The sequence below is a fragment of the Streptomyces sp. NPDC050528 genome (genome assembly GCF_044457795.1).
Taxonomy (GTDB): domain Bacteria; phylum Actinomycetota; class Actinomycetes; order Streptomycetales; family Streptomycetaceae; genus Streptomyces.
On record NZ_JBITHH010000010.1, the window covers coordinates 246,514 to 267,864 of the forward strand.

15 protein-coding genes and 1 tRNA gene are annotated in these 21,351 nt (G+C 70.6%); 12 read left to right on the plus strand and 4 right to left on the minus strand.

Going from position 1 to position 21,351, the window contains the following annotated elements; translation table 11 throughout:
• Positions 1–90 precede the first annotated feature (90 nt).
• Genes ACIBK4_RS32525 through ACIBK4_RS32540 form a run of 4 tightly spaced genes read left to right on the plus strand, consistent with a single transcriptional unit; the run spans position 91 to position 6,480 of the window.
• Complete coding sequence (locus tag ACIBK4_RS32525) at positions 91–849, plus strand: hypothetical protein (RefSeq protein ID WP_399000492.1); 759 nt, start codon at positions 91–93, stop codon at positions 847–849.
• The gene (locus ACIBK4_RS32530; RefSeq protein WP_399000494.1) at positions 846–1,496 is read left to right on the plus strand and encodes a hypothetical protein; all 651 of its coding nucleotides are present in this window, start codon (positions 846–848) and stop codon (positions 1,494–1,496) included. Before ACIBK4_RS32525 ends, ACIBK4_RS32530 begins: the two co-directional genes overlap by 4 nt.
• Positions 1,496–6,199, plus strand: coding sequence for a putative T7SS-secreted protein (locus ACIBK4_RS32535; protein ID WP_399000496.1), 4,704 nt, complete (start codon positions 1,496–1,498; stop codon positions 6,197–6,199). The genes ACIBK4_RS32530 and ACIBK4_RS32535 overlap by 1 nt, the downstream gene beginning before the upstream one ends.
• Positions 6,196–6,480, plus strand: coding sequence for a hypothetical protein (locus ACIBK4_RS32540; RefSeq protein WP_399000497.1), 285 nt, complete (start codon positions 6,196–6,198; stop codon positions 6,478–6,480). Before ACIBK4_RS32535 ends, ACIBK4_RS32540 begins: the two co-directional genes overlap by 4 nt.
• Positions 6,481–6,695: 215 nt before the next feature.
• On the opposite strand, the gene ACIBK4_RS32545 is transcribed toward ACIBK4_RS32540, so the two are convergent.
• Positions 6,696–6,768: transfer RNA gene (locus tag ACIBK4_RS32545), tRNA-Arg, on the minus strand.
• 322 nt (positions 6,769–7,090) lie between these two features.
• On the opposite strand from ACIBK4_RS32545, the gene ACIBK4_RS32550 reads away from it, so the two are divergent.
• The 7 genes from ACIBK4_RS32550 to ACIBK4_RS32580 all read left to right on the plus strand — a co-directional run bounded on the left by ACIBK4_RS32550 (position 7,091) and on the right by ACIBK4_RS32580 (position 16,257).
• A complete protein-coding gene (locus ACIBK4_RS32550) occupies positions 7,091–8,698 on the plus strand; it encodes a dynamin family protein (protein WP_366436650.1) in 1,608 nt (535 codons plus the stop codon).
• Between the two features lie 3 nt (positions 8,699–8,701).
• Positions 8,702–10,768: a GTPase gene (locus tag ACIBK4_RS32555; protein WP_399000500.1), complete on the plus strand. Its 2,067-nt coding sequence runs from the start codon at positions 8,702–8,704 to the stop codon at positions 10,766–10,768.
• Positions 10,769–10,945: 177 nt separating this feature from the next.
• Positions 10,946–11,458 (plus strand): single-stranded DNA-binding protein, encoded by a 513-nt coding sequence (locus ACIBK4_RS32560; protein ID WP_399000502.1) that lies wholly within the window; start codon positions 10,946–10,948, stop codon positions 11,456–11,458.
• Positions 11,459–11,728: 270 nt separating this feature from the next.
• Positions 11,729–13,144: a Cys-Gln thioester bond-forming surface protein gene (locus ACIBK4_RS32565; protein ID WP_399000504.1), complete on the plus strand. Its 1,416-nt coding sequence runs from the start codon at positions 11,729–11,731 to the stop codon at positions 13,142–13,144.
• Between the two features lie 364 nt (positions 13,145–13,508).
• Positions 13,509–15,173 carry an energy-dependent translational throttle protein EttA gene (gene ettA / locus ACIBK4_RS32570; protein WP_362970055.1) on the plus strand — a complete coding sequence of 555 codons (1,665 nt, stop codon included), beginning with the start codon at positions 13,509–13,511 and terminating at the stop codon, positions 15,171–15,173.
• A gap of 5 nt (positions 15,174–15,178) precedes the next feature.
• Positions 15,179–15,592 carry an acyl-CoA thioesterase gene (locus tag ACIBK4_RS32575; RefSeq protein WP_399000506.1) on the plus strand — a complete coding sequence of 138 codons (414 nt, stop codon included), beginning with the start codon at positions 15,179–15,181 and terminating at the stop codon, positions 15,590–15,592.
• A complete protein-coding gene (locus ACIBK4_RS32580; RefSeq protein ID WP_399000508.1) occupies positions 15,589–16,257 on the plus strand; it encodes a hypothetical protein in 669 nt (222 codons plus the stop codon). The genes ACIBK4_RS32575 and ACIBK4_RS32580 overlap by 4 nt, the downstream gene beginning before the upstream one ends.
• A gap of 33 nt (positions 16,258–16,290) precedes the next feature.
• Here the strand turns inward: ACIBK4_RS32580 and ACIBK4_RS32585 are convergent, their stop codons facing one another.
• Complete coding sequence (locus ACIBK4_RS32585; RefSeq protein WP_399000510.1) at positions 16,291–16,704, minus strand: globin; 414 nt, start codon at positions 16,702–16,704, stop codon at positions 16,291–16,293.
• Positions 16,705–16,781: 77 nt separating this feature from the next.
• On the opposite strand from ACIBK4_RS32585, the gene ACIBK4_RS32590 reads away from it, so the two are divergent.
• On the plus strand, positions 16,782–17,747 hold the full coding sequence (locus ACIBK4_RS32590) for a methyltransferase domain-containing protein (protein ID WP_399000512.1): 966 nt from the start codon (positions 16,782–16,784) through the stop codon (positions 17,745–17,747).
• Positions 17,748–17,847: 100 nt separating this feature from the next.
• Here the strand turns inward: ACIBK4_RS32590 and ACIBK4_RS32595 are convergent, their stop codons facing one another.
• The gene (locus ACIBK4_RS32595; protein WP_399000514.1) at positions 17,848–19,884 is read right to left on the minus strand and encodes an FHA domain-containing protein; all 2,037 of its coding nucleotides are present in this window, start codon (positions 19,882–19,884) and stop codon (positions 17,848–17,850) included.
• Positions 19,885–19,945: 61 nt separating this feature from the next.
• Positions 19,946–21,292 carry a VWA domain-containing protein gene (locus ACIBK4_RS32600; protein ID WP_399000516.1) on the minus strand — a complete coding sequence of 449 codons (1,347 nt, stop codon included), beginning with the start codon at positions 21,290–21,292 and terminating at the stop codon, positions 19,946–19,948.
• Positions 21,293–21,351: the final 59 nt, after the last annotated feature.

A 21,351-nucleotide genomic window follows, 5' to 3' on the forward strand; every position in this document is an offset into this window, starting at 1 on the left:
GTCTGGTTGCTGATGGCAATCGCAACGTGTGACTCTTCCAAAGTTTGATCACTGAACTAGGGTGAACAGTCGCTCTGCGACGGGGACTTGATGGTGGATGAGCCAGGCGGAGCAGCGGGTACGCGCGACGGCACGGAGACGGCGGTAGGCGGGGACGCGCCTGCGTTGCCGCGGTCGCGGTTGGCGGACATCGCCGATCAGACGGTGATCCGTACGGGGGAGACGGAGACGGCGGAGCGGGCGGAGCCGGTGAGGACGGTGGGGGCGGGCATCGTCGTCCCGGGTTCGCCGGACGGCGGCGCGACTGCAAATCCCCCGGCTGATGGCGCCGTTGATGGCGATGGCGCCGTACACACCGATGGCGCCGTGGACACCGATGGCGCCGTGGACAACGATGACGCCGATGCCGAGGAAGCCGCGCGCGTGCAGGGCCGCCGGCGTCAATTCCTCGCCCAGCTGGGCGAGTTCCGGCGGTCCCAAGTCCTCGTGCCGATGGGCGTGTTGCCCGGTGCGGACCCCGTGGCCGAAGCGCCGTTGACGGTCGACATGGGCGGAGTGCGGTGGATCCTCGCGTTCACCGGGGAGGCCGCGCTGGCGCGGTACGCGCAGGCCCGCGGAGAAGGCGACCGGGAGTGGCGCTACCGGGGCGTCTGGGGTGCCGCTCTCCTGGATGCCGCCGTGCCGACGGTGGCCCAATCGGGCGTGCCCTGCGGGGTGTTGGTGGACGCGGCGGACGGCGAGCGGGGGCTCGTACTGCCGCCGGTCGTGGGCGTCGTACCGGAGGACGTGGCGGTGGACGAACCCGTGGACGGACCGGTGGACGGACCGGACGGGGAGACGAGGCGATGACGGACGCGATGTCGGACGGCGGCGGTACGAGTGCGGGCGGGGCGCCCGATCTGCAGGTCGTCGGGCTGGCGCTGATCGCCGACGGGATCAACAAGGCCCTTGGCGAGCTGGGGAAGTTGGGGTTCGCGGACAAGGTGGGCTGGTCGGGTGCGGGGCGTGGGTTCGACGACCTGGAGATGGACGGGCTGACGATCGGCGACGACGCCGTAGGAGCCGTCTTCCACTCGTTCTGCGAGCGCTGGCAGTGGGGTGTGCGATCGCTCGTCGCCGAGGGGAACCTCTTCGCGGAGTCGGTCGGTCTCGCCGCGGGGACGGAGTACCAGGCGGACCAGACCGTGAAGAACTCGCTCAAGGTCGGCCTGAACTCCCTGGAGGGCAACCCGTACGCCACCGAGGATCAGATCGAGAAGCAGAGCTGGGGTCAACTGGCCACGCCCGCCTGGCTGGACCCGGACTACAGCGCGAAGTCGTTCGAGGACGGTGCCACCGCCTCGGAGCAGACCCTCAAGGGCATGGTCCGTGACGTGGCGACGACGGACGTGGTCCCGGGTGTGGAGGCGGTGCCGACCGCGCTCGGCGTGGACCGGGACGACTACGACGCGGCGGTGAGCAAGGGGCTCGGCCTCAAGCCGGAGGGGCAGGGCTGATGTCGATCTGGAGCAAGTACGGCGGCAAGGCGCTGAGCGAGGGCAAGGGGCTCTTCGACGAGGCCAAGCGCGATGTGGGACAGGTCGTCGACAAGGGCGCCGACCTCACCGGCGACGTGCTCGACACGGTCGGTGCGCACGGGGCGGCGCAGACGGTGCGGGAGGGCGGGGACCAAATCGCCTCGTATCTCGGGGCGCCTGTCGCCGAGCGGCAACTGGGGCCGGACGCCCGGCCGGGCGACCTGATCCACGGCAAGCCGGCGACGATCCGGGAGAAGGCCAAGCACCTCCAGACGTTCGCCGTGGCCTTCGACGAGGTCGGCGTCGGCATGAAGACCGTGGACTCGGCGGGCTGGAAGGGCGAGGCGGCCGACACCTTCCGCGAGAAGTTCGCCCTGCACCCGACCAAGTGGCTGCAGGCGGGAGCGGCCTGCCAGGAGGCGGCCACGGCGCTCGACAGCCTTGCCGACACGGTCGAATGGGCGCAGAAGCAGGCGGAGGAGGCCATCCGCCTGTACAAGAAGGGCAAGTCCGCCTCGGACGCGTACAAGAAGCAGGTCGACGACTACAACCGCAAGGCGGAGGGCGGCACCGAGGACCCCGGCCCGCTGCCGCCCGACCAGGATCCCGGCGGGGCCGCGCTGCGGGAGGCGCAGGACGTCCTCGACGCGGCGCGCCGCCAGCGGAACTCGGTCGCCACCGCGACGGAGACCGCGCTGCGGGCCGCGCTCGCGCACGCCCCCAACGAGCCTTCCGTCGTAGACCAGTTGAAGCTGGACGGCGCGGATTTCCTGGAGGCCGGCTACGTCGACTCGACCCATGTCGTCGCCGGCGCGGTCAAGGGCACGGCCGGGATCCTGGACTTCGCCCGCAGCCTCAACCCGATGGACCCGTACAACCTCACGCATCCGGCCGCCTTCCTGCAGAACAAGGTGCAGTTGCTCGGCGGAGTGGTCAGCATGGCCACGCATCCCGAACGCGCCCTGAAATCGGGCTGGAACTCCTTCACCTCGGACCCGTTCAACTTCGCCGGGGAGCTGATTCCGCAGGCCGTCCTGGCCGTGGCCTCGGACGGCGCGGGCACCGCCGCGGAGGAGGGCATGCTCGCCGCCGACAGCACGCTCGCCGAGGAGGGCGCGCTCGCCGAGACCCCGGGCGCGGCCGAGAGCCAGTCCGCGGCGGAGGTGGAGTCGGGAGGCACGGACCCGGTCAACCTGGCCACCGGCCGGATGTACCTGTCCCAGACGGACGTGACGTTCCCCGGTTCGCTCCCGTTCGCGTTCAAGCGCCGGGTCGAGTCGGGCCGGCCGTACGGCCGTTGGTTCGGCCCCGCGTGGACGAGCACCGTGGACCAGCGGCTGGACGTCACCCCGGCCGGCGTCACGTTCGTCCACGAGGACGGGATGCGCCTGTTCTACCCGCATCCGGCACCCGGCCTGCCCGTCCTGCCCGAGCACGGCGCCCGCTGGCCGCTGAACCGGGAGGCGGACGGCTACACCGTCACCGATCCGGGGACCCGGCAGGTCTGGCACTTCGCGGACCGCGACGAAACGCTGGCCGAACTCGTCCAACTCGACGACGGCAACGGCAACTTCATCACCTTCGAGTACGACGGCGAGGGCGTCCCCTCGGCGATCGTCCACAGCGGCGGCTACCACCTGCGGATCGAGAGCGCCGACGGCCTGGTCACCGGCCTGCACCTGCTCGGCGCAGCCGAGGACGGCTCCGAACTCCCCCTGATCCGCTACGGATACACGGAAGGCAACCTCAGCGAGGTCGTCAACTCCTCGGGCCTGCCGCTGAGTTTCGCCTACGACATGTCCCACCGCGTCACGTCCTGGACTGACACGAACGGCCACGCGTACGCCTACGCGTACGACGACGCCCACCGCTGCACGGCGCAGGGCGGCTCCGAAGGCCATATGAGCCTCCGGCTGTCCTACGGCGCACGGGACCCGGAAACCGGCCTGCGCACCACGACGGCGACGAACGGGGACGGCGGCGTACGCCGGTACTTCGTCGACGACCTGCACCACATCGTCGCCGTCACGGACCCCGCCGGACACACCACGCGCTACACCCGGGACCGGTTCAACCGCCTGCTGTCCCGCACCGACGCCGTGGGACGCACGACGTCGTTCCGTTACGACGACGCCGGCAACCCGACCGAGATCAGCCGCCCGGACGGCCGCCGCACCGTCCTCTCCTATGACGACCGCGGACTCCTCACCCGCATCGTGGGCCCCGACGGAAGCATCGTCCGCCAGGAGTTCGACGAGCGCGGGAACCGCACGCTGGTCGCCGACTCGGCGGGCGGATCAACGCAGTTCACGTACGACGACTCCGGCCACCTGACGGCGCTGCGCGACCATCGCGGCCGCGAGACCCGCATCCGCTCCGACGCGGCCGGCCTGCCCGTCGAGGTGCGCGACCACGCGGGCAACGTCATGCGGTACGAGCGGGACGCGTTCGGCCGTATCAGCTCCGCCACCGACCCGTTGGGCCAGACCGGCGCCCTCGCCTGGTCCGTCGAGGGCAAGGTCACCCACCGCCGGCACCCGGACGGCACCGAGGAGAGCTGGACGTACGACGGCGAGGGAAACTGCCTCACCCACACCAACACCCTTGGCGCGACAACCCACTTCGAGTACTCCGCCTTCGACCTGCTGACCGCGCGCACCGAACCCGACGGCTCCCGCTACGAGTTCGCGTACGACAAGGACCTGCGGCTGACGAAAGTCACCAACCCCGATGGCCTGCGGTGGACTTACGCCTACGACGAGGTCGGACGACTGACCACCGAGACGGACTTCGGCGGCCGCGTCAGCCACTACTCCTACAACGCCGTCGGCGAGTTGACGTCCCGGACGAACGCACTCGGCCAGACCGTCTCCTTCGAGCACAACGCACTCGGGCAGGTCGTCCGCAAGAACGTCGACGGCGAAGTGATGACGTACGCCTACGACTTCACCGACGGGATGGCCCGGGCCGTCACCGCGCACACGGACCTGAGCCTTCTGCGCGACCGCCACGGACGCCTGCTCTCCGAGCGGCTCGACGGCCGCGAAGTCGCCTACCGCTACGACGAGTTCGGACAACTGACGGGCCGTACGACACCGTCGGGCGTCGAGAGTTCCTGGGAGTACGACGCCCTGGGCCAACTCCACCGGTTCACGGCGGACGGACGGGTCGTCGCCCTGGAGTACGACCGGGTCGGCCGCGAGGTCGGCCGCAGGTTCGACGGCTCCCTGAGCATCTCCCGGTCCTTCGACGCGATGAACCGGCTGACCTCGCAGGCGGTGGACCACCCGCTGGGCCGGCTCCAGTCGAGGTCCTACGAATACCGCGCGGACGGCAGCGTCACCAAGGTCCTCGACCAGCTGAACGGCGTCCGGGAGTACGAACTGGACCCGGTGGGCCGGGCGACCCGGGTCGGCGGGGACGGCTGGGCCGAGTCCTACGCGTACGACAGGACCGGCAACCAGATCGAAGCGCACTGGCCGACACGGCAGTTCGGCGACGACGGCTGCGGCGATCGCACGTACCAGGGCGCCGACCTCACCCACGCCGGCCGCATCCGCTACGAGCACGACGCGGCCGGCCGGGTCGTCCTCCGCCAGAAGACCCGGCTCTCCCGCAAGCCGGACACCTGGCGCTACACCTGGGACGCGGAGGACTGCCTCACCCAGGTCGTCACTCCCGACGGCACGACCTGGCGCTACCGCTACGACGCCCTGGGCAGACGCACCGCCAAACAGCGCCTCGCGGACAACGGCGTCGACGTCCTGGAACAGGTCGACTTCACCTGGGACGGCACCTGGCTGTGCGAACAGACGACCAGCTGGGGGAGTTCGAGCGACGCGGTCACCCTGACGTGGCATCTGCACGGCCCGGAGGCGGTCGCCCAGAGCGAACGCAGGATCACGGCCTCGACCTCCCAGGAGGAGATCGACGCCCGGTTCTTCGCCATCGTCTCCGATGTCTCGGGAGCACCCAGCGAACTGGTCGGGGAATCGGGCGACATCGCCTGGAGATCCCGGTCCACGCACTGGGGAAAACTGTCCTGGGCCGCGGAAAGCCGTGCGTATACGCCGCTGCGTTTTCCGGGACAGTACTTCGACACCGAGACCGGCCTGAACTACAACTACCTCCGGTACTACGACCCCGAGGTCGGCCGCTACGTCAGCCAGGACCCCCTCGGCCTGGCCCCGGCGGCGAATCCGGTCACTTATGTGGACCGGCCCCAGGTGTCCTGCGACCCGCTCGGCCTGGCCCCGCAGAAGTCACCGATTCCGCCCAAGCCGTATGAGACGCCGAATCTTTCGGAATTGGCGAAGCAGATCAATCCTGAGGGCGGGATGATGAACTGCACCTACGTCGGTGAATCGATGGATCGATATCTCGCGGGTGAGGGAATCAAGGCCGTGCCCGGGGATGTGGGAGGCTTGCAGTCCCTCGACCGGCTGCAGAGTGTGTACGGACGGAGTTTCGAGGACACCAAGTTCTGGGACATGGTGGATCATATTCGCAATTCAGGTGACGGTGCTCGCGGAATTGTGGCAGGAGACTCTCCCGTGCCAGGCCAGGGGGGTCACGTGTTCAATGTGGTGAACAGCCAGGGCAGGGTTCTTTTCGTCGACGGTCAGACGGGGTTCGTCGACCCGACCTACTTCAAGTCATTCAAGCTGATGAGGACGAATTGACGTATTCGATGGAAGAGGCGGAGCGGTTCGCCGCGGAATTCCTCCGGCGGTCGACCGCGAACTGGGACAACGAGGTCGCCTTGTTCGACGAGGACGAACTCAAGGCCCAGAAGGGCGATTTCTTCTACTTCGCTTTTCAGGGCGTGAAATATCTTGCCACCAGGGACGACAAGTACCGTCTCTACGGCCCGACGTATATTTCCGTCCACGGGGTGACCGGTGAATGCCGGTTCCTCAGCATCCAGGAATGCCTGTCGGTCGATCCGTTCAGCGGGCGGTAGTGCCCCGGCGGCGCCCCGAGCGTGCGGCGGGTGGCGAGGGGGTTTCGGGGCGGCGTCGCGGCTGGCGGGGCCGCCCGGGGTGTTCCGTGGTGACCCGTGAACGGCGGATTTGGTGCATCCGGATGAATCTCGCCCGGGGTGCGGGGGGCCCTGGAGGGTGAGGTGGGGCCGGGGCGGAGGCCGAGGGCCTCGTTGCCGAGCAGTGAAACGCTGAGCGCCCCCGGCAGGACTCGAACCTGCGGCCAAGCGCTTAGAAGGCGCCTGCTCTATCCACTGAGCTACGGGGGCCGGGTGTGTGGCCTCGGTCGTGGTGTGCCCGGGTGTGGGCCGGTCCGTGACGTTGCCGGGGACAAGGATAGGGCTCCCGGGTCCTTGTCCCTGTTGCTTCACCTGCGTGGCTCGATGTGGAGGTTCAGTGAAGCGGTCCTGATAATCGCAGGCAGGTACGAATCGTGCATCGCTTTTGGTGTCCGGCGCCACGGGTGTTGTGCACTCGTTATGCCTGGACTGTGCCCATGCCCCAGTCATCCCTTCCGTCCGTTGTGTTCTGTCGGCGCGCAGACATGCTCATATGCTTCAGAATTCCCCCAAAATTGGGCATTCTTCACATGTGGTGACCTTGGACGTACGGCCTCAGCTGCTCGACGCACTCTCCGCCCTGCGCGACCGTGTCGCCGCCGCACGCTTCCCGCTGCCCCTGGCGGGGGCTCCACGCGCGCGTGCCAATCGCGACGAACTGCTCGCCCAGCTCGACGACTATCTGGTGCCCCGCCTGAAAGAACCTGAAGCGCCCCTGCTGGCCGTGGTCGGCGGCTCCACGGGCGCGGGGAAGTCGACGCTCGTCAACTCCCTTGTCGGGCGCCGGGTCAGCGAGGCCGGCGTGCTGCGGCCGACGACCCGCACACCGGTGCTCGTCTGCCACCCGGAGGACCATCACTGGTTCAGCGGCATGCGGGTGCTGCCCGACCTCACGCGCGTGTGGGTGCCCCATCAGGACCCGGGGGACGAGTTGCTCCTCCCCGGTGAGGACGGCATGCGTGTGCTGCGGATCGAGACCGCCGACACGCTCCCGCGCGGGGTCGCCCTCCTGGACGCGCCCGACATCGACTCCCTCGTGGCCGACAACCGGGTGCTGGCCGCCGAACTCATCTGCGCCGCCGACATCTGGGTCATGGTCACCACCGCCGCCCGCTACGCCGACGCCGTGCCCTGGCATCTGCTGCGCACGGCCAAGGAGCACAACGCGACCCTGGTGACCGTCCTCGACCGGGTGCCCCACCAGGTGGTCTCCGAGGTCTCGCGACAGTACGGCGCCCTCCTGGCCAAGGCCGGCCTCGGCGACGTACCGCGCTTCACGGTGCCCGAACTGCCCGAATCCGCCTGGGGTGGGGGACTACTTCCGGCCAGTGCCGTGGCGACACTGCGGAGTTGGCTCGTCCAGCAGGCCCAGGACCCGGCCGCCCGGCACCAGTCCATGGCGCGCACGGCCTACGGCGTCCTCGACTCCCTCAAGTCACGGATGCCCGAACTGGCCAGCGCCGCCGCCGCCCAGTACGCCGCCGCGCTCCGGCTCACGGCCGCCGTCGACGGGGCGTACGACAGCGAGCACGCGCGTGTGCGGGGGCGGTTGCAGGCCGGGGCCGTGCTCGCCGGGGACGCGTTGAAGCGCTGGCGCGCCTTCCCGCTCGACTGCTCCGCCGGCGAACTGCTCGACGCCCTCGCGGAGAGCCTCGCCGCCCTCCTGCTGTGCGCCGTCACGGCCGCCGACGAGCGCGTCGACGACGCCTGGCGCCGCGAACCGGCCGCGGGCGCCCCCGAACTCACCGACCGCGACCCCTCGTTGGAGAGCGCCGAGCACCGCATCGGGATGGCCGTACGGCGGTGGCGGCGCGAGCTGGAGGAGTACGCGGAGGAGGAGGTGAGCGACCTCGACCGGAGCATCGCGCCCGATCCCGAGGTGGTCGCCGCCCTGGTCGCCACCGCGCTGCTCGGCGGCCGCAGGGCACGGTCCGCGGGCGAGGGGCTCGCCGAGCGGATCGGTGCCCACGGCGCGCTGCGGCTGCGCGACCGCGCCGGGCGGCTGCTCAACGAACATCTGGACCGGGTCGTGCACACCGAGCGCGAACGGCGGCTGGCCCCGCTCGACGCCCTCGACGTGCACCCCGAACCCCAGGCCGAACTCATCGCCGCGCTGTCCGTACTGCAGAAGGAGAGGTGACCGGTGACTGCCGTCACTGACCAGGACCACACGGACGAACACACGGACGAGACGGATCACGCCGATCACGCCGGGGACGCGGTCGCCGCCGACGACGAGCACCGCGAAATCGCCTCCTCCGTAGAGGGCGATTCAGGGGCAACTGCCGGTAACCGTCCCCCCGTAGACGACGCGGAGGAGGCGAGCACCCTGAGCGCCCTGAAGGACAACGACGACCACACGCGTGTGCCGGCCGACGCCGGCACCTCCAGGCGTACGGACAGCCGCATGGACAGCCGTACGGACTCACCGGCGTCCACGGACCCGACCGGCCCGGCGGATCCGGCCGACCCTGAGGACGGGGCGGGCTCCTGGGACGACGGGCTGATCGCGCGGCGGGTCAACGAGACCACCGCCGCGCAGCAGGCCGCCGCCATGGAGATCAGGGCCTCCCGCGCGCAGGCGCACAGCTCCCATGTCGCGCACGTCCCGGCCCCGTTGGCGTACGACGGGCCGCTACGGTCCCGTCTCGACGCGCTGCGGGAACTCGTGGGGCTCTCCCGCACCCGGCTCGACAGCGGGACCCTCGCGGAGGCGGGCCGGGTGCTCGACGAGGCGGCCGCGCGGCGCAGGCTCTCCGGGCAGCACACCGTGGTCGCCATCGCGGGCGCCACCGGCAGCGGCAAGTCGCAGCTCTTCAACGCCCTTGCCGGAGTGGCCATTTCGGAGACGGGCGTACGCCGGCCCACCACCGCCGCGCCCATCGCGTGCAGCTGGAGCGACGGCGCGGCCACCCTCATCGACCGGCTCGGCATCCCGGGACGGCTGCGCCGACGCCCGCTGCAGAGCGCCGAGATGGAGGCCCAGTTGCGCGGGCTCGTCCTGGTGGACCTGCCCGACCACGACTCGGCGGCCGTCGCGCACCGCGAGCAGGTGGACCGGGTGCTGGCACTCGTCGACGCGGTCATCTGGGTCGTCGACCCGGAGAAGTACGCCGACGCGATCCTCCATGAGCGCTATCTGCGGCCGATGGCGGGCCACGCCGAGGTCATGTTCGTCGTCCTCAACCAGATCGACCGCCTCCCCGGAGAGGCCGCCGACCAGGTCCTCGACGACCTGCGGCGACTGCTCGACGAGGACGGGATCGCCCTGGGGGAGTACGGCGAACCCGGCGCGACCGTGCTCTCCCTGTCCGCGCTCACCGGGGACGGCATCCCGGAACTGCGCGAGGTTCTGGGCCAGTTCGTGGGGGATCGTGGAGCCGCCGCACGGCGAATTTCGGCCGATGTCGACGCCGCCGCGTGGCGACTGCGGCCCGTCTACGCCACGGGGCGGCGCACCGGGCTCAGCGAGGAGGCGCGGGACGAGTTCGCCGCGCGGCTCGCGGACTCGGTCGGTGCCACCGCTGCGGGCGAGGCCGCCGAACGCGCCTGGCTGCGCAACGCCAACCGCGCCTGCGGCACACCCTGGCTGCGGCTGTGGCGCTGGTACAACGACCGCCGCGAACCCGTCACCGGCCGACTGCCGGTCCGCGCACAGGCGGACGAGGAGGCCACGGCACGCCAGCGCGTCGAGCAGGCGGTCCGCACGGTCGCCGACCGGGCCTCCGGCGGGCTCCCGGCGCCGTGGGCGTTGGCGGTGCGCGAGGCGGCCGTACGCGGGGCGCAGGGGTTGCCCGAGGCGCTGGACGAGTTGGCGGCGCGGGCCGGGCTGCCCGTGGGGCGGCCGCCGCGGCCGGGCTGGTGGCCCGCCGCCGTGCTGGCGCAGGCGTCCATGACGATCCTCCAAGTCGTCGGCGGGCTCTGGCTGGTGGGCCAGATCATCGGTTTCATGGCCCCGAACCTGGGCGTGCCGGTGCTGCTGATGGTGGCGGGCATCATCGGCGGCCCGCTCGTCGAGTGGAGCTGCCGGCTGGCGGCCCGAGGCCCCGCTCGGCGCTACGGCCTCGACGCCGAGCGGCGATTGCGGGAAGCCGCGGCCGGGTGTGGACGGGCGCGGGTACTCGATCCGTTGGCCGCGGAGCTGCTGCGGTACCGGGAGGTGCGGGAGCAGTACGGGCGGGTCACGGGGGCGGGCATCGGCGCCGGGTGAACCGAGGTCCGGACGTCGTTCGCTCGTCCGGGTGACGAGATTTTCCACAGGTGGGCGGGTGGTCCACAGGGCTCAGCGGGCCCGGCTCGGCGGAGGCAGTCTGACTGCAGCCGTACGGGACGGGCCCGTACGCGTTTCCGCTCGGCCCCGCGGGGCCGGGTCAGGGAGGGACACGCGATGAACGAGACGATGGTGTGCGCGGTCGGCAATGTGGCGACCCAGCCGATGTACCGGGACCTGGCGGCGGGACCGTCGGCGCGGTTCCGACTGGCGGTGACCGCGCGGTACTTCGACCGCGAGAAGAACGTGTGGACGGACGGCCACACCAACTTCTTCACGGTGTGGGCCAACCGCCAACTGGCCACGAACGTGGCGGCGTCGCTGTCGGTCGGCGACCCCGTCGTCGTCCAGGGCCGGCTGAAGGTGCGCACGGAAGTACGCGAGGGACAGCCGAGCTGGTCCTCGGCGGACATCGACGCGGTGGCGATCGGCCACGACCTGGCGCGCGGCACCTCGGCCTTCCGCCGGGCCAACAGGCAGGAGACGGCGGCCTCTCCGCCCCGGCCCGAGCCCAACTGGGAGACACCGGCCGGGGATTCGGCCGCCGACTCCGCGACCGACGCCGTCGCCGTTGCCGCGGACCAAGAGGTCTCCGACCAACAGCACGCGGAGCCCCTCGTGCTGACGTGATGTCAGTGAATGCCCCCGGCTGATCGAACTGCGGCTTATCGATGAATGCGCTCCGAATGACCCGGTGGATTTGTCGATAAGCCCTGCTCGCAGGCGATCTTGGGGATAACGATTCCGAGTCGGATCGGTTATCGGATCACCCGACTGGAGAAGGCGGTGCGCCCGCGTCCCTAGGATGCCGGGCATAGCTCGGGCACAGTTCCCGGCGCTTTGATTCTGCTGGTAGGACCGCACCCCCACGTCGACGGGTCCTGCTCGAAGGGGAATTCCGTGTCATCTGCGTTGTCTGTGTTTTCCGCGCTGTCCCTGCGCGGCCGAGGCGCCGTGCGCCTCGTCGCCGCGACCTGGGCGTGCGGACTCGTCGCCGCCGGAGTGCTGGCCGGTGCCGGCCCGGCCGTCGCCGACGAGACACCGCAGACCCAGGGCGGGGCGACGGCGACGATAGGCGGCCTCAAGACGTACGGCGCCGCCGTGCTCCACGAGGACGGTGCCGCCGATGTGCAGGTCTCCGCAGGCCTGTTCGAGATGTCCGTGGACGGCGGCGGCACCCTGCAGACGTACTGCGTCGACCTCCGCAACCCCACCCAGCGCGACGCCAAGTACCACGAGACCGCGTGGAGCGGCACCTCGCTGGGCGCCAACAAGAGTGCGGGCAAGATCAGTTGGATCCTGCAGCACTCCTACCCGCAGGTGAACGACCTCGCGGCGCTCTCCGCGAAGGCCGGCACCAAGGGCCTGACCGAGAGCGACGCGGCGGCCGGTACGCAGGTGGCCATCTGGCGTTACTCGGACGGCGCCGACGTCGACGCGGTCGACCCGCAGGCGGAGAAGCTCGCGGACTACCTGGAGAAGAGCGCGCGGAACGTGGCGGAGCCGGAGGCCTCGCTCACCCTCACCCCGCCCGCCGTCTCCGGTCACCCCGGTGAGCGGCTCGGCCCGGTGACCGTGCACACGAACGCGAGCGGGGTGACGGTGACGCCGCCCGCCGACGCCGCCACGAGCGGGGTGCGGATCGTCGACAAGGACGGCAAGGTCGTCACCTCCGCGGTGGACGGCAGCCAGGTGTTCTTCGACGTGCCCAAGGACGCGGCGGCCGGGTCGGGCGAGCTGACCGTGCAGGCCTCCACCACCGTGCCCGTCGGCCGGGCCTTCACCTCCGAGAGCAGAAGCCAGACACAGATCCTCGCCGGTTCCAGCGAGTCGACGGTCGCCGCGGTCGCGAGCGCGGACTGGGCCAAGACCGGTGCCATACCGGCACTGTCGGCACAGAAGAACTGCGCCGAGGGCGGCGTGGACGTCACCGCGGCCAACCAGGGCGACGCGACGTTCACCTTCGAGCTGCTGGGCGTCGAGCACGCCATCGACGCCGGGAAGTCCTCGACGGTGACGATCCCGCTCCAGGAGGACCAGGCGTACGACTTCACGATCACGGCGCCGAACGGCTACGAGAAGCGGTTCACCGGGGTCCTCGACTGCCGGACGCAGAGCGACGCGGGCGGTGACGTGACGCAAACGCTCAGCGAGCCCAGCCCGGCGACGGTGGGCGGCACCACCGTCGACACCAACCTCGCCGAGACGGGCGGCTCCGGCATCACCCCGATGATCACGGTCGTCGCCCTCGGCCTGGTAGGCATCGGCGCCACGACCCTGGTCCTACTGCGCGACCGCAAGCCCGGGCAGGGCTGAGAACACGGGCAGGGCTGAGAACACGGGCAGGGCTGAGAACACGGGCAGGGCTGAGAACACGGGCTCGGGTCGGCTGCGGCGCCGGTAACCGGCTGCGCCTCTCGGACTCGCCGCGGCTGTCGAAGCGCGGCGACCTCTCGCCCCCCTCGGCCACGCACGCCGAGCAGCCGCACCGCCCCCACTCGCCCTCCCGCGCACCCACCACCCGACCCACCCCGTCGGCTCACCGCACCCCCGCCCGGAACCCGTCCCCGAACCCCCAGCTCACAGCCCCCCGACCAAACGAGTTACCACCCAAGCCTGGTCCTCAGGCAAGATGGATACGTCTGCCCACTCCAGATTTCAAGCTGCCGGACGGTTTCTCTTGGCTGAGTACATCTACACCATGCGCAAGACGCGCAAGGCGCACGGCGACAAGGTCATCCTTGACGACGTGACGCTGAGCTTCCTGCCCGGCGCGAAGATCGGTGTGGTCGGGCCGAACGGTGCCGGTAAGTCCACCGTTCTCAAGATCATGGCGGGGCTTGAGCAGCCCTCGAACGGCGACGCCTTCCTGTCGCCCGGCTACAGCGTCGGCATGCTGCTCCAGGAGCCCCCGCTCGACGAGTCGAAGACGGTCCTGGAGAACGTGCAGGACGGCGCCGCCGAGATCATGGGCAAGCTCAAGCGCTTCAACGAGGTCGCCGAGCTGATGGCGACCGACTACTCGGACGCCCTGCTCGACGAGATGGGCAAGCTCCAGGAGGACCTGGACCACGCCAACGCGTGGGACCTCGACACCCAGCTGGAGCAGGCCATGGACGCCCTGGGCTGCCCGCCCGGCGACTGGCCCGTCACCAACCTCTCCGGTGGTGAGCGTCGCCGCGTAGCGCTCTGCAAGCTGCTGCTCGAAGCCCCCGACCTGCTGCTTCTCGACGAGCCCACCAACCACCTGGACGCCGAGTCCGTCCAGTGGCTGGAGCAGCACCTCGCGAAGTACCCCGGCACCGTCGTCGCCGTCACCCACGACCGGTACTTCCTGGACAACGTCGCCGAGTGGATCCTCGAACTCGACCGCGGCCGCGCCCACCCCTACGAGGGCAACTACTCCACCTACCTCGACAAGAAGGCCTCCCGCCTCAAGGTCGAGGGCCAGAAGGACGCCAAGCGCGCCAAGCGGCTGAAGGAGGAGCTGGACTGGGTCCGCTCCAACGCCAAGGGGCGCCAGGCCAAGTCCAAGGCGCGTCTGTCGCGCTACGAGGAGATGGCCGCCGAGGCGGACAAGATGCGGAAGCTGGACTTCGAGGAGATCCAGATCCCGCCGGGCCCGCGCCTGGGCTCCATCGTCGTCGAGGTCAGCAACCTCTCCAAGGCCTTCGGCGACAAGGTCCTCATCGACGACCTCTCCTTCACGCTCCCGCGCAACGGCATCGTCGGCGTCATCGGCCCGAACGGCGCCGGCAAGACGACCCTCTTCAAGATGATCCAGGGCCTGGAGACGCCGGACTCCGGTTCGATCAAGGTCGGCGACACCGTCAAGATCTCCTACGTCGACCAGAGCCGCGAGAACATCGACCCCAAGAAGTCGCTGTGGGCCGTCGTCTCGGACGAGCTGGACTACATCAACGTCGGCCAGGTCGAGATGCCGTCCCGCGCCTACGTCTCCGCGTTCGGCTTCAAGGGCCCCGACCAGCAGAAGCCGGCCGGCGTCCTCTCCGGCGGTGAGCGCAACCGCCTCAACCTCGCGCTCACCCTCAAGCAGGGCGGCAACCTGCTCCTCCTCGACGAACCGACGAACGACCTCGACGTCGAGACCCTCGGCTCGCTGGAGAACGCGCTGCTGGAGTTCCCCGGTGCGGCCGTGGTCGTCTCCCACGACCGGTGGTTCCTGGACCGGGTCGCGACGCACATCCTCGCCTACGAGGGTGACTCCAAGTGGTTCTGGTTCGAGGGCAACTTCGAGTCCTACGAGAAGAACAAGGTCGAGCGGCTCGGCCCGGACGCGGCCCGTCCGCACCGCGCCACCTACAAGAAGCTGACCCGGGGCTGATCTTCTTGCGCCACATCTACCGCTGCCCGCTGCGCTGGGCGGACATGGACGCGTACGGCCACGTGAACAACGTGGTCTTCCTCCGCTACCTGGAGGAAGCCCGTATCGACTTCCTGTTCCGCCCGGAGAAGGACTTCCAGCAGGGGTCGGTGGTGTCGCGCCACGAGATCGACTACAAACGCCAGCTCGTCCACCGCCACACCCCCGTGGACATCGAGCTGTGGATCACGGAGATCAGGGCGGCGTCCTTCACCATCGCCTACGAGGTGAAGGACGGCGACCTGGTCTACGTCCGCGCGTCGACGGTCGTCGTACCGTTCGACTTCGCGGCCCAGCGCCCGCGCCGGATCACCGACGCGGAACGGGAGTTCCTGGAGGAATACCGGGACGACGCCGAGGACGAGGCCGTCGCCGCATGACGGTCCTCCACCTCGCCGACGAAGGGGAGGCGGCGGACTTCGCGGCCTTCCTCTCCCGGCTGATCCACTACGACCGCGCCGCCGCCGTCCGCCTCCAGGCCGCCGGCACGGCACTCGCCGTCTTCGGCCGCCCCCCGTCCTTCGAGGTCCTCGCCATCCGCGCGGTACGCCTCGCCAAGCCCTACGAGAACGGTCTCGACGTCACGCTCGACGTGACCGTCTCCGCCGGTGAACTCCTGGAATCCCTCGACGAGTTGGCGGCTACGGCCACAGTCCCGGCCGCGGTGACCGGCCCCCCGTGGGCCGGGGTGTTGCCGCCCCGCGGCGGCTGGACCCCCGAGTCCGGCCTCCCGGGACCGCAGGCGCTGAGCGGGATGATCGCGGCCGGAGTCGCCGAATTCCGGTCCCGTGCACAGGAGTTGACCCCCGAGGGCCGTACGCGCACCGAACTCGACCGCATAGGGCGGGAGATCTGGTCCCGCACGGTCGGCGAGACCTCGCTTCCGGTGCGCGCCGTCCACGCGGCGCAATCACTCGGATTCCTGCGCCCCGGCGGGGAGTCGGGCCTCTTCTCGTCGGGCGCGTGGCTGCGCTTCCGCACCCCCTACGGCTCGATCGCCGTACGCAGGGCGGGACTTGGGGCGCTGGGCGTCAGCGTGCGCTGAGCGGCACGCCAACTCCCGTACCCCGTAAGGCGATCAGCCCGCCGTGTTCACCATCGAGGCGGCCGCGTACGTCAGGTAGTTCCACAGCGTGTGCTCGTGCTCCTCGGACAGCCCGAGTTCGTCGACGGCGACCCGCATGTGCTTCAGCCAGGCGTCGTGCGCGGCCTGGTCCACCTGGAACGGCGCGTGGCGCATGCGCAGGCGCGGGTGGCCGCGGTTGTCGCTGTACGTCGTCGGGCCGCCCCAGTACTGCATCAGGAAGAGGGCGAAGCGCTCCTCGGCCGGCCCCAGGTCCTCCTCCGGGTACATCGCCCTCAGCAGCGGGTCCTCGGCCACACCCTCGTAGAAACGGTGGACGAGCCGGCGGAAGGTCTCCTCCCCGCCGACCTGCTCGTAGAAGGTCTGCTCCTGAAGCGTGCCGCGCCGAATCTCTTTCACGCTCCCCATGGTCTCAGACCGGGCGACGGAGGACTTCGGACTTAGGACCGCTCGCCTCCCGGCCGCCACGGCAGGACAGTGGACGTATGGGCGCACACGCTCTCGACAAGGACCTGGACGCCGTCGCCGTCTCCGCGCGGGCGGAACTGGTGCGGGAGATCGGACTGAGCGGCGCCTGGGACACGGACCCCGGCTGGCGGGCGGTATTCGAGGCGGTGCCGCGGCACCTGTTCGTGCCCTACTACTACGCGGCCGCCGGCGACGGGAACGAGCGCCTCTGGAGGGACAGCCCCGACCCGCACACCCGGGAGCGCTGGCTGCGCGGGGTCTACGCCGACGTACCGCTCGCCACCCGGCTGCGCGACGGCGAACTGGTGTCGTCCAGCAGCCAGCCCTCCCTCATGGCACGGATGCTGACCGAGCTACGGGTGACGGACGGCGACCGGGTCCTGGAGATCGGCGCGGGCACGGGCTACAACGCGGCGTTGCTCGCGGAGCGGCTCGGCGACGACCAGGTAACGACCGTAGACCTGGAACCGGAGATCACCGACTCCGCCCGCACCCACCTGGCCGCCGCCGGTCACCACCCGACCGTCATCACCGCCGACGGCACCCGCGGAGCCCCCGAACACGCCCCCTACGACCGCATCATCGCCACCTGCGCCCTGACGACGATCCCACCGGCCTGGCTCGCCCAGTGCAACCCCGGCGCCCGCATTCTGGCCCCCCTGGCCACGGGCCTGATCACCCTCACCGTCCGGGACACGACCCACGCCGAGGGCACCTTCTTGAACACGGCCGCGTACTTCGTCCCCCTGCGCGGCACCGAGCCGTCCGTACAGGACGAGATCCCACACCGCCCCGGCGACCACGAACTACTCCGCTTCCTGCTCACCCTCACCCACGGCACGCTGGCTCCGCAGGACGCCCGTGATTTGTGGGAGCAAGAGGGCAGACCAGCCAGAGAGCGCTACGGAGTAACGGTCACGGGTGAGGAAGCGCGGGCATGGCTGGACGATCCGGAGAGCCCGTACACGTGGCCCCTCCGGTAACGACAACGCCCCTTTCAGGGGCGCGGGGCTGTGACATTAGCGGCTCCGCCGCGGGGCGCGACCAGCCACGACGGCGCAGCAGACGACGAACGACACATCTTTAGCCGCGTCGAACCGTGATCGTCGTCCACGCCCCCACATGCACCCGATCCCCATCCTGCAACGGCACCGGCACAAACGGCTGAATAGGCTCCTCGCCCCCATTGACCGTCGTACCGTTCGTCGAATTCTGATCGACAACGGCCCAACTGCCGTCCGGCTGCTGCACCAGCACCGCATGCTGATGCGAAACACCGGGATCCTCGGGCGGCACCGACAGATCGATGTCGGGAGACTCACCGGTGGAGTGCCGACGCCGGCCGATCGTGATCTGGTTACCGGTGAGCTGCCGCTGCTGCTCGGGCGAGTACGCGGGCAGGTTGAGCCCCGCCGCCTCCGGCCCCGACCGCTGCATCATCGCCATGAAGTACTCACGGTCCGGCCCGATCGTCGCCATCCACGTCGTCGGCTGCTGCTGATACGCCTGACGCGGCGGAGGCGGCGCCTGCGTCGAACCTGGCTGCGGATAGCCGTAGCCACCGCCACCCTGACCGGGACCACCAGGTCCACCGGGACCACCCGGAGAGCCGGGGGTCGGCGGGGAGATCACCCAGTCGTCGTCACCGCCGCCGAAGGGCGAGCCGCCCTGCTGCGGACGGGTCTCCTGCGGGAACCCGGGCGGGGCCGGCGGAGCGGACTGCTGGAAGGCCTGCGGGGCGCCGCTCGTCCCACCGGGACCACCGGGACCACCGGGACCCGCGGGCGGGGTCGGTCCGGGCGGCGGCGGAACCGGCCGCGACGGGTCGGGACCGAAGCCCGAGGGACCCTGCGGGTTCGACGGCTCGTTGCCGAACGGCCCGGGCGGGGCCTGCCGCTCGCCGCCGAAGGTGCCGGGGCGGCCGCCGCCGAACTCGTTCTGGCCGGGGCGCTCGTTGCCGAACTGGCCGCCGGGACCCGGGGGTTGCTCGTTGCCGAACGGACCGGGCTGGCCGGACGCCTCGTTGCCGAAGGGCGGGGGTGGGGGCGGACCGGAGGGATCGTTGCCGAACGGCCGCGGTGGGCCGGACGGGTCGTTGTTCCCGAAGGGCGCGGGACCGCCGCCCTGGCGCTCCCCACCGAAGCCCTGAGAGCCGCCGGGACCGCCGGGTCCACCTTGCCGCTCGTTCCCGAAACCTTGCGAGCCGGGGCCACCAGGGCCACCCTGCCGCTCGTTGCCGAAGCCCTGCGCGCCCTGTCCACCGGGTCCACCGGGACGCTCACTGCCAAAGCCCTGCGAACCCTGACCGCCGGGACCACCGGGACCGCCCGGACGCTCACCGCCGAAGCCCTGCGCACCGGGACCACCAGAACCGCCGGGCCCACCCTGCCGGTCATTGCCGAAGCCCTGCGACCCCGGACCCCCGGGTCCACCCGGACCACCCTGACCGCCGGGCCCACCTTGGCGTTCGCCACCGAAGCCCTGCTGACCGGGGCCGCCAGGACCCCCGGGTCCACCTTGCCGCTCGTTGCCGAAGCCCTGCGCGCCGGGACCACCTGGTCCACCGGGCCCGCCCTGCCGCTCGCCACCGAACGCACCGGGACCGTTCTGAGCCCCAGGTCCTCCAGGCCCACCGGGACCCCCAGGCGCACCGGACCGCCCCGTCGGTTCACTCCCGAACGGGGGTATGGGCTCCGCGGGCCGGTTCATCTGCGAGGGCCGCGAGCCCTGGTACTCGTAGGGGTCACCGCCGTACGACTGACCGGGACCGGGACCGGGCGGCGGGGGCTGCTGCTGGAAGCGGGCCGCCGGGCTCGGGCCGGGGCCGGGGCCCGAGGGGCGCGGCGCGGCCGGGGTGTACGAGGTCGCCGTATTCGTGAGGAAGTTCCACCGGCACTCCTCGCAGAACGGCGCACCGCCCTCGCGGGGCGTGCGGCACTGCGGGCAGAGCTCCGCCTCGGCGGACGCGTTCGGCCGGCCGCCGGGCGCGGGCGGCGGGAAGCCGTAGCCGCCGCCGGGGGGCGGGGGAGGGGGCGGGGGTACGGCACCGGCCATGCGGTGACCGCAGACCTCGCACCAGTCGTCGGAACCCGACTGGTGTCCGTTCGGGCAGGTCGGCATGTCGGCGCGTCCCCCTTTCGCACAGGGTCGTTCTGGGTCTCACGGAGTCGTGCTGGCTAGGTCACTTCTTTACACGAACAGTCTTTGTGGACCGTGTTTCGAGAGTCATCTCGTCGGCCTCCGCGACCTTCGCCTTCAGTCGCACAGTACCCGCCGCGGCATCGACCACGTCCACCACCTTCGCAAGCAGTTTCGCAGTATCCGCGTTTCCGGAGACGCTGGCGAGCTGAACGGCCCGTCCCAGTTTGGCCGTTGCTCCGTCGACATCTCCCGATTTGCGGAGATCGAGCCCTTGTTGGATGACTTGTGCCAGTTCCGCCTGGCCGGTGTAGTGCGCGACCTGGGGGTTGATCGACGTGGATGCGACCATGTCGTCGGTCCATACGGCCTTCACCAGGCCCTGGGCGCCCAGGTTTTGGGTGCTGCCGTCGGCCTGCGGGACGACCAGTGAGACCCGGGCCGCGAGCATCTCCTGGCCGATGCCTGCCTCGGGGACCTCGACGCACACGTGGTAGTCACGGGACTCGTCTCCCCAGGACCCCGTGGGGTAGTCCCCTGCGCGGGGCCCCGCCTCGGTGCGGCGGTCGGTCAACTCCTCGACCCGGGGCGCGACTTGCTTGACGAACTTGATGGCCGTGCCCACCGGCGTCCACAGCCGCAGCGCGACGTCCGCGACCTCCTTGCCCATCGCCGTCTCCATCATCTTCGTGAAGTCGGCGGCGAGATGGGCCGGGTCCGCGACGATGTCGGCGGTGCCGAGCAGCGCGGAGGCGATCCCTGTGACTTCTTTCACTTCCCAGTCGGTGCCGACGCCCCGCGCGTCACAGGTGAACCGTCCGGCGCAGGAGTCGAGCGCGGCCTTCAGGTCCTCCGGCGCCTCGTGCTCGTTGCGGCCGTCGGTCAGCACGATGCCGTGGCGTATGGAGACGTCCGCCGACGACAGCAGCCGGTCGGCCAGCCGCAGCCAGGTGCCGATCGCCGTACCGCCGCCCGCGCTCAGCTTGCGCAGCGCCTGCTTGGCCTGGTCGCGGGTGCGCGAGTCGGCGACCGCGAGCTTGCCGCCGCCCGGATAGACCTCCTTGGCGACATGCGTGCCGCCGATCACCGCGAAGTGCACGCCGTCGCGCAGGGTGTCGATCGCGGCGGCCGTGGCGTCGCGGGCGTTGCGCATCTTGGTCGGCGGGTAGTCCATCGACCCCGAACAGTCGACCATGATCGCCACGGCCGCGTCCGGGCCCTGACCGGCCGAGTAGAGATGGGGCGCCGCGACCGGGCTCCCGATGGTGCCGCCGCCGGTCGAGGTCACCGTGACGATCGCGTTGACCTCACGCCCGCCCTCCGGCAGGTACTCGTTCTGGTACACGTCGACCGAGAACTGTGGCACGTTCGACTTCGAGAAATTGGCCATGCCTGCTCTGATCCCCCTCAAGTACCCCACCTGGATGGGGCGATGACTATATGCGGACC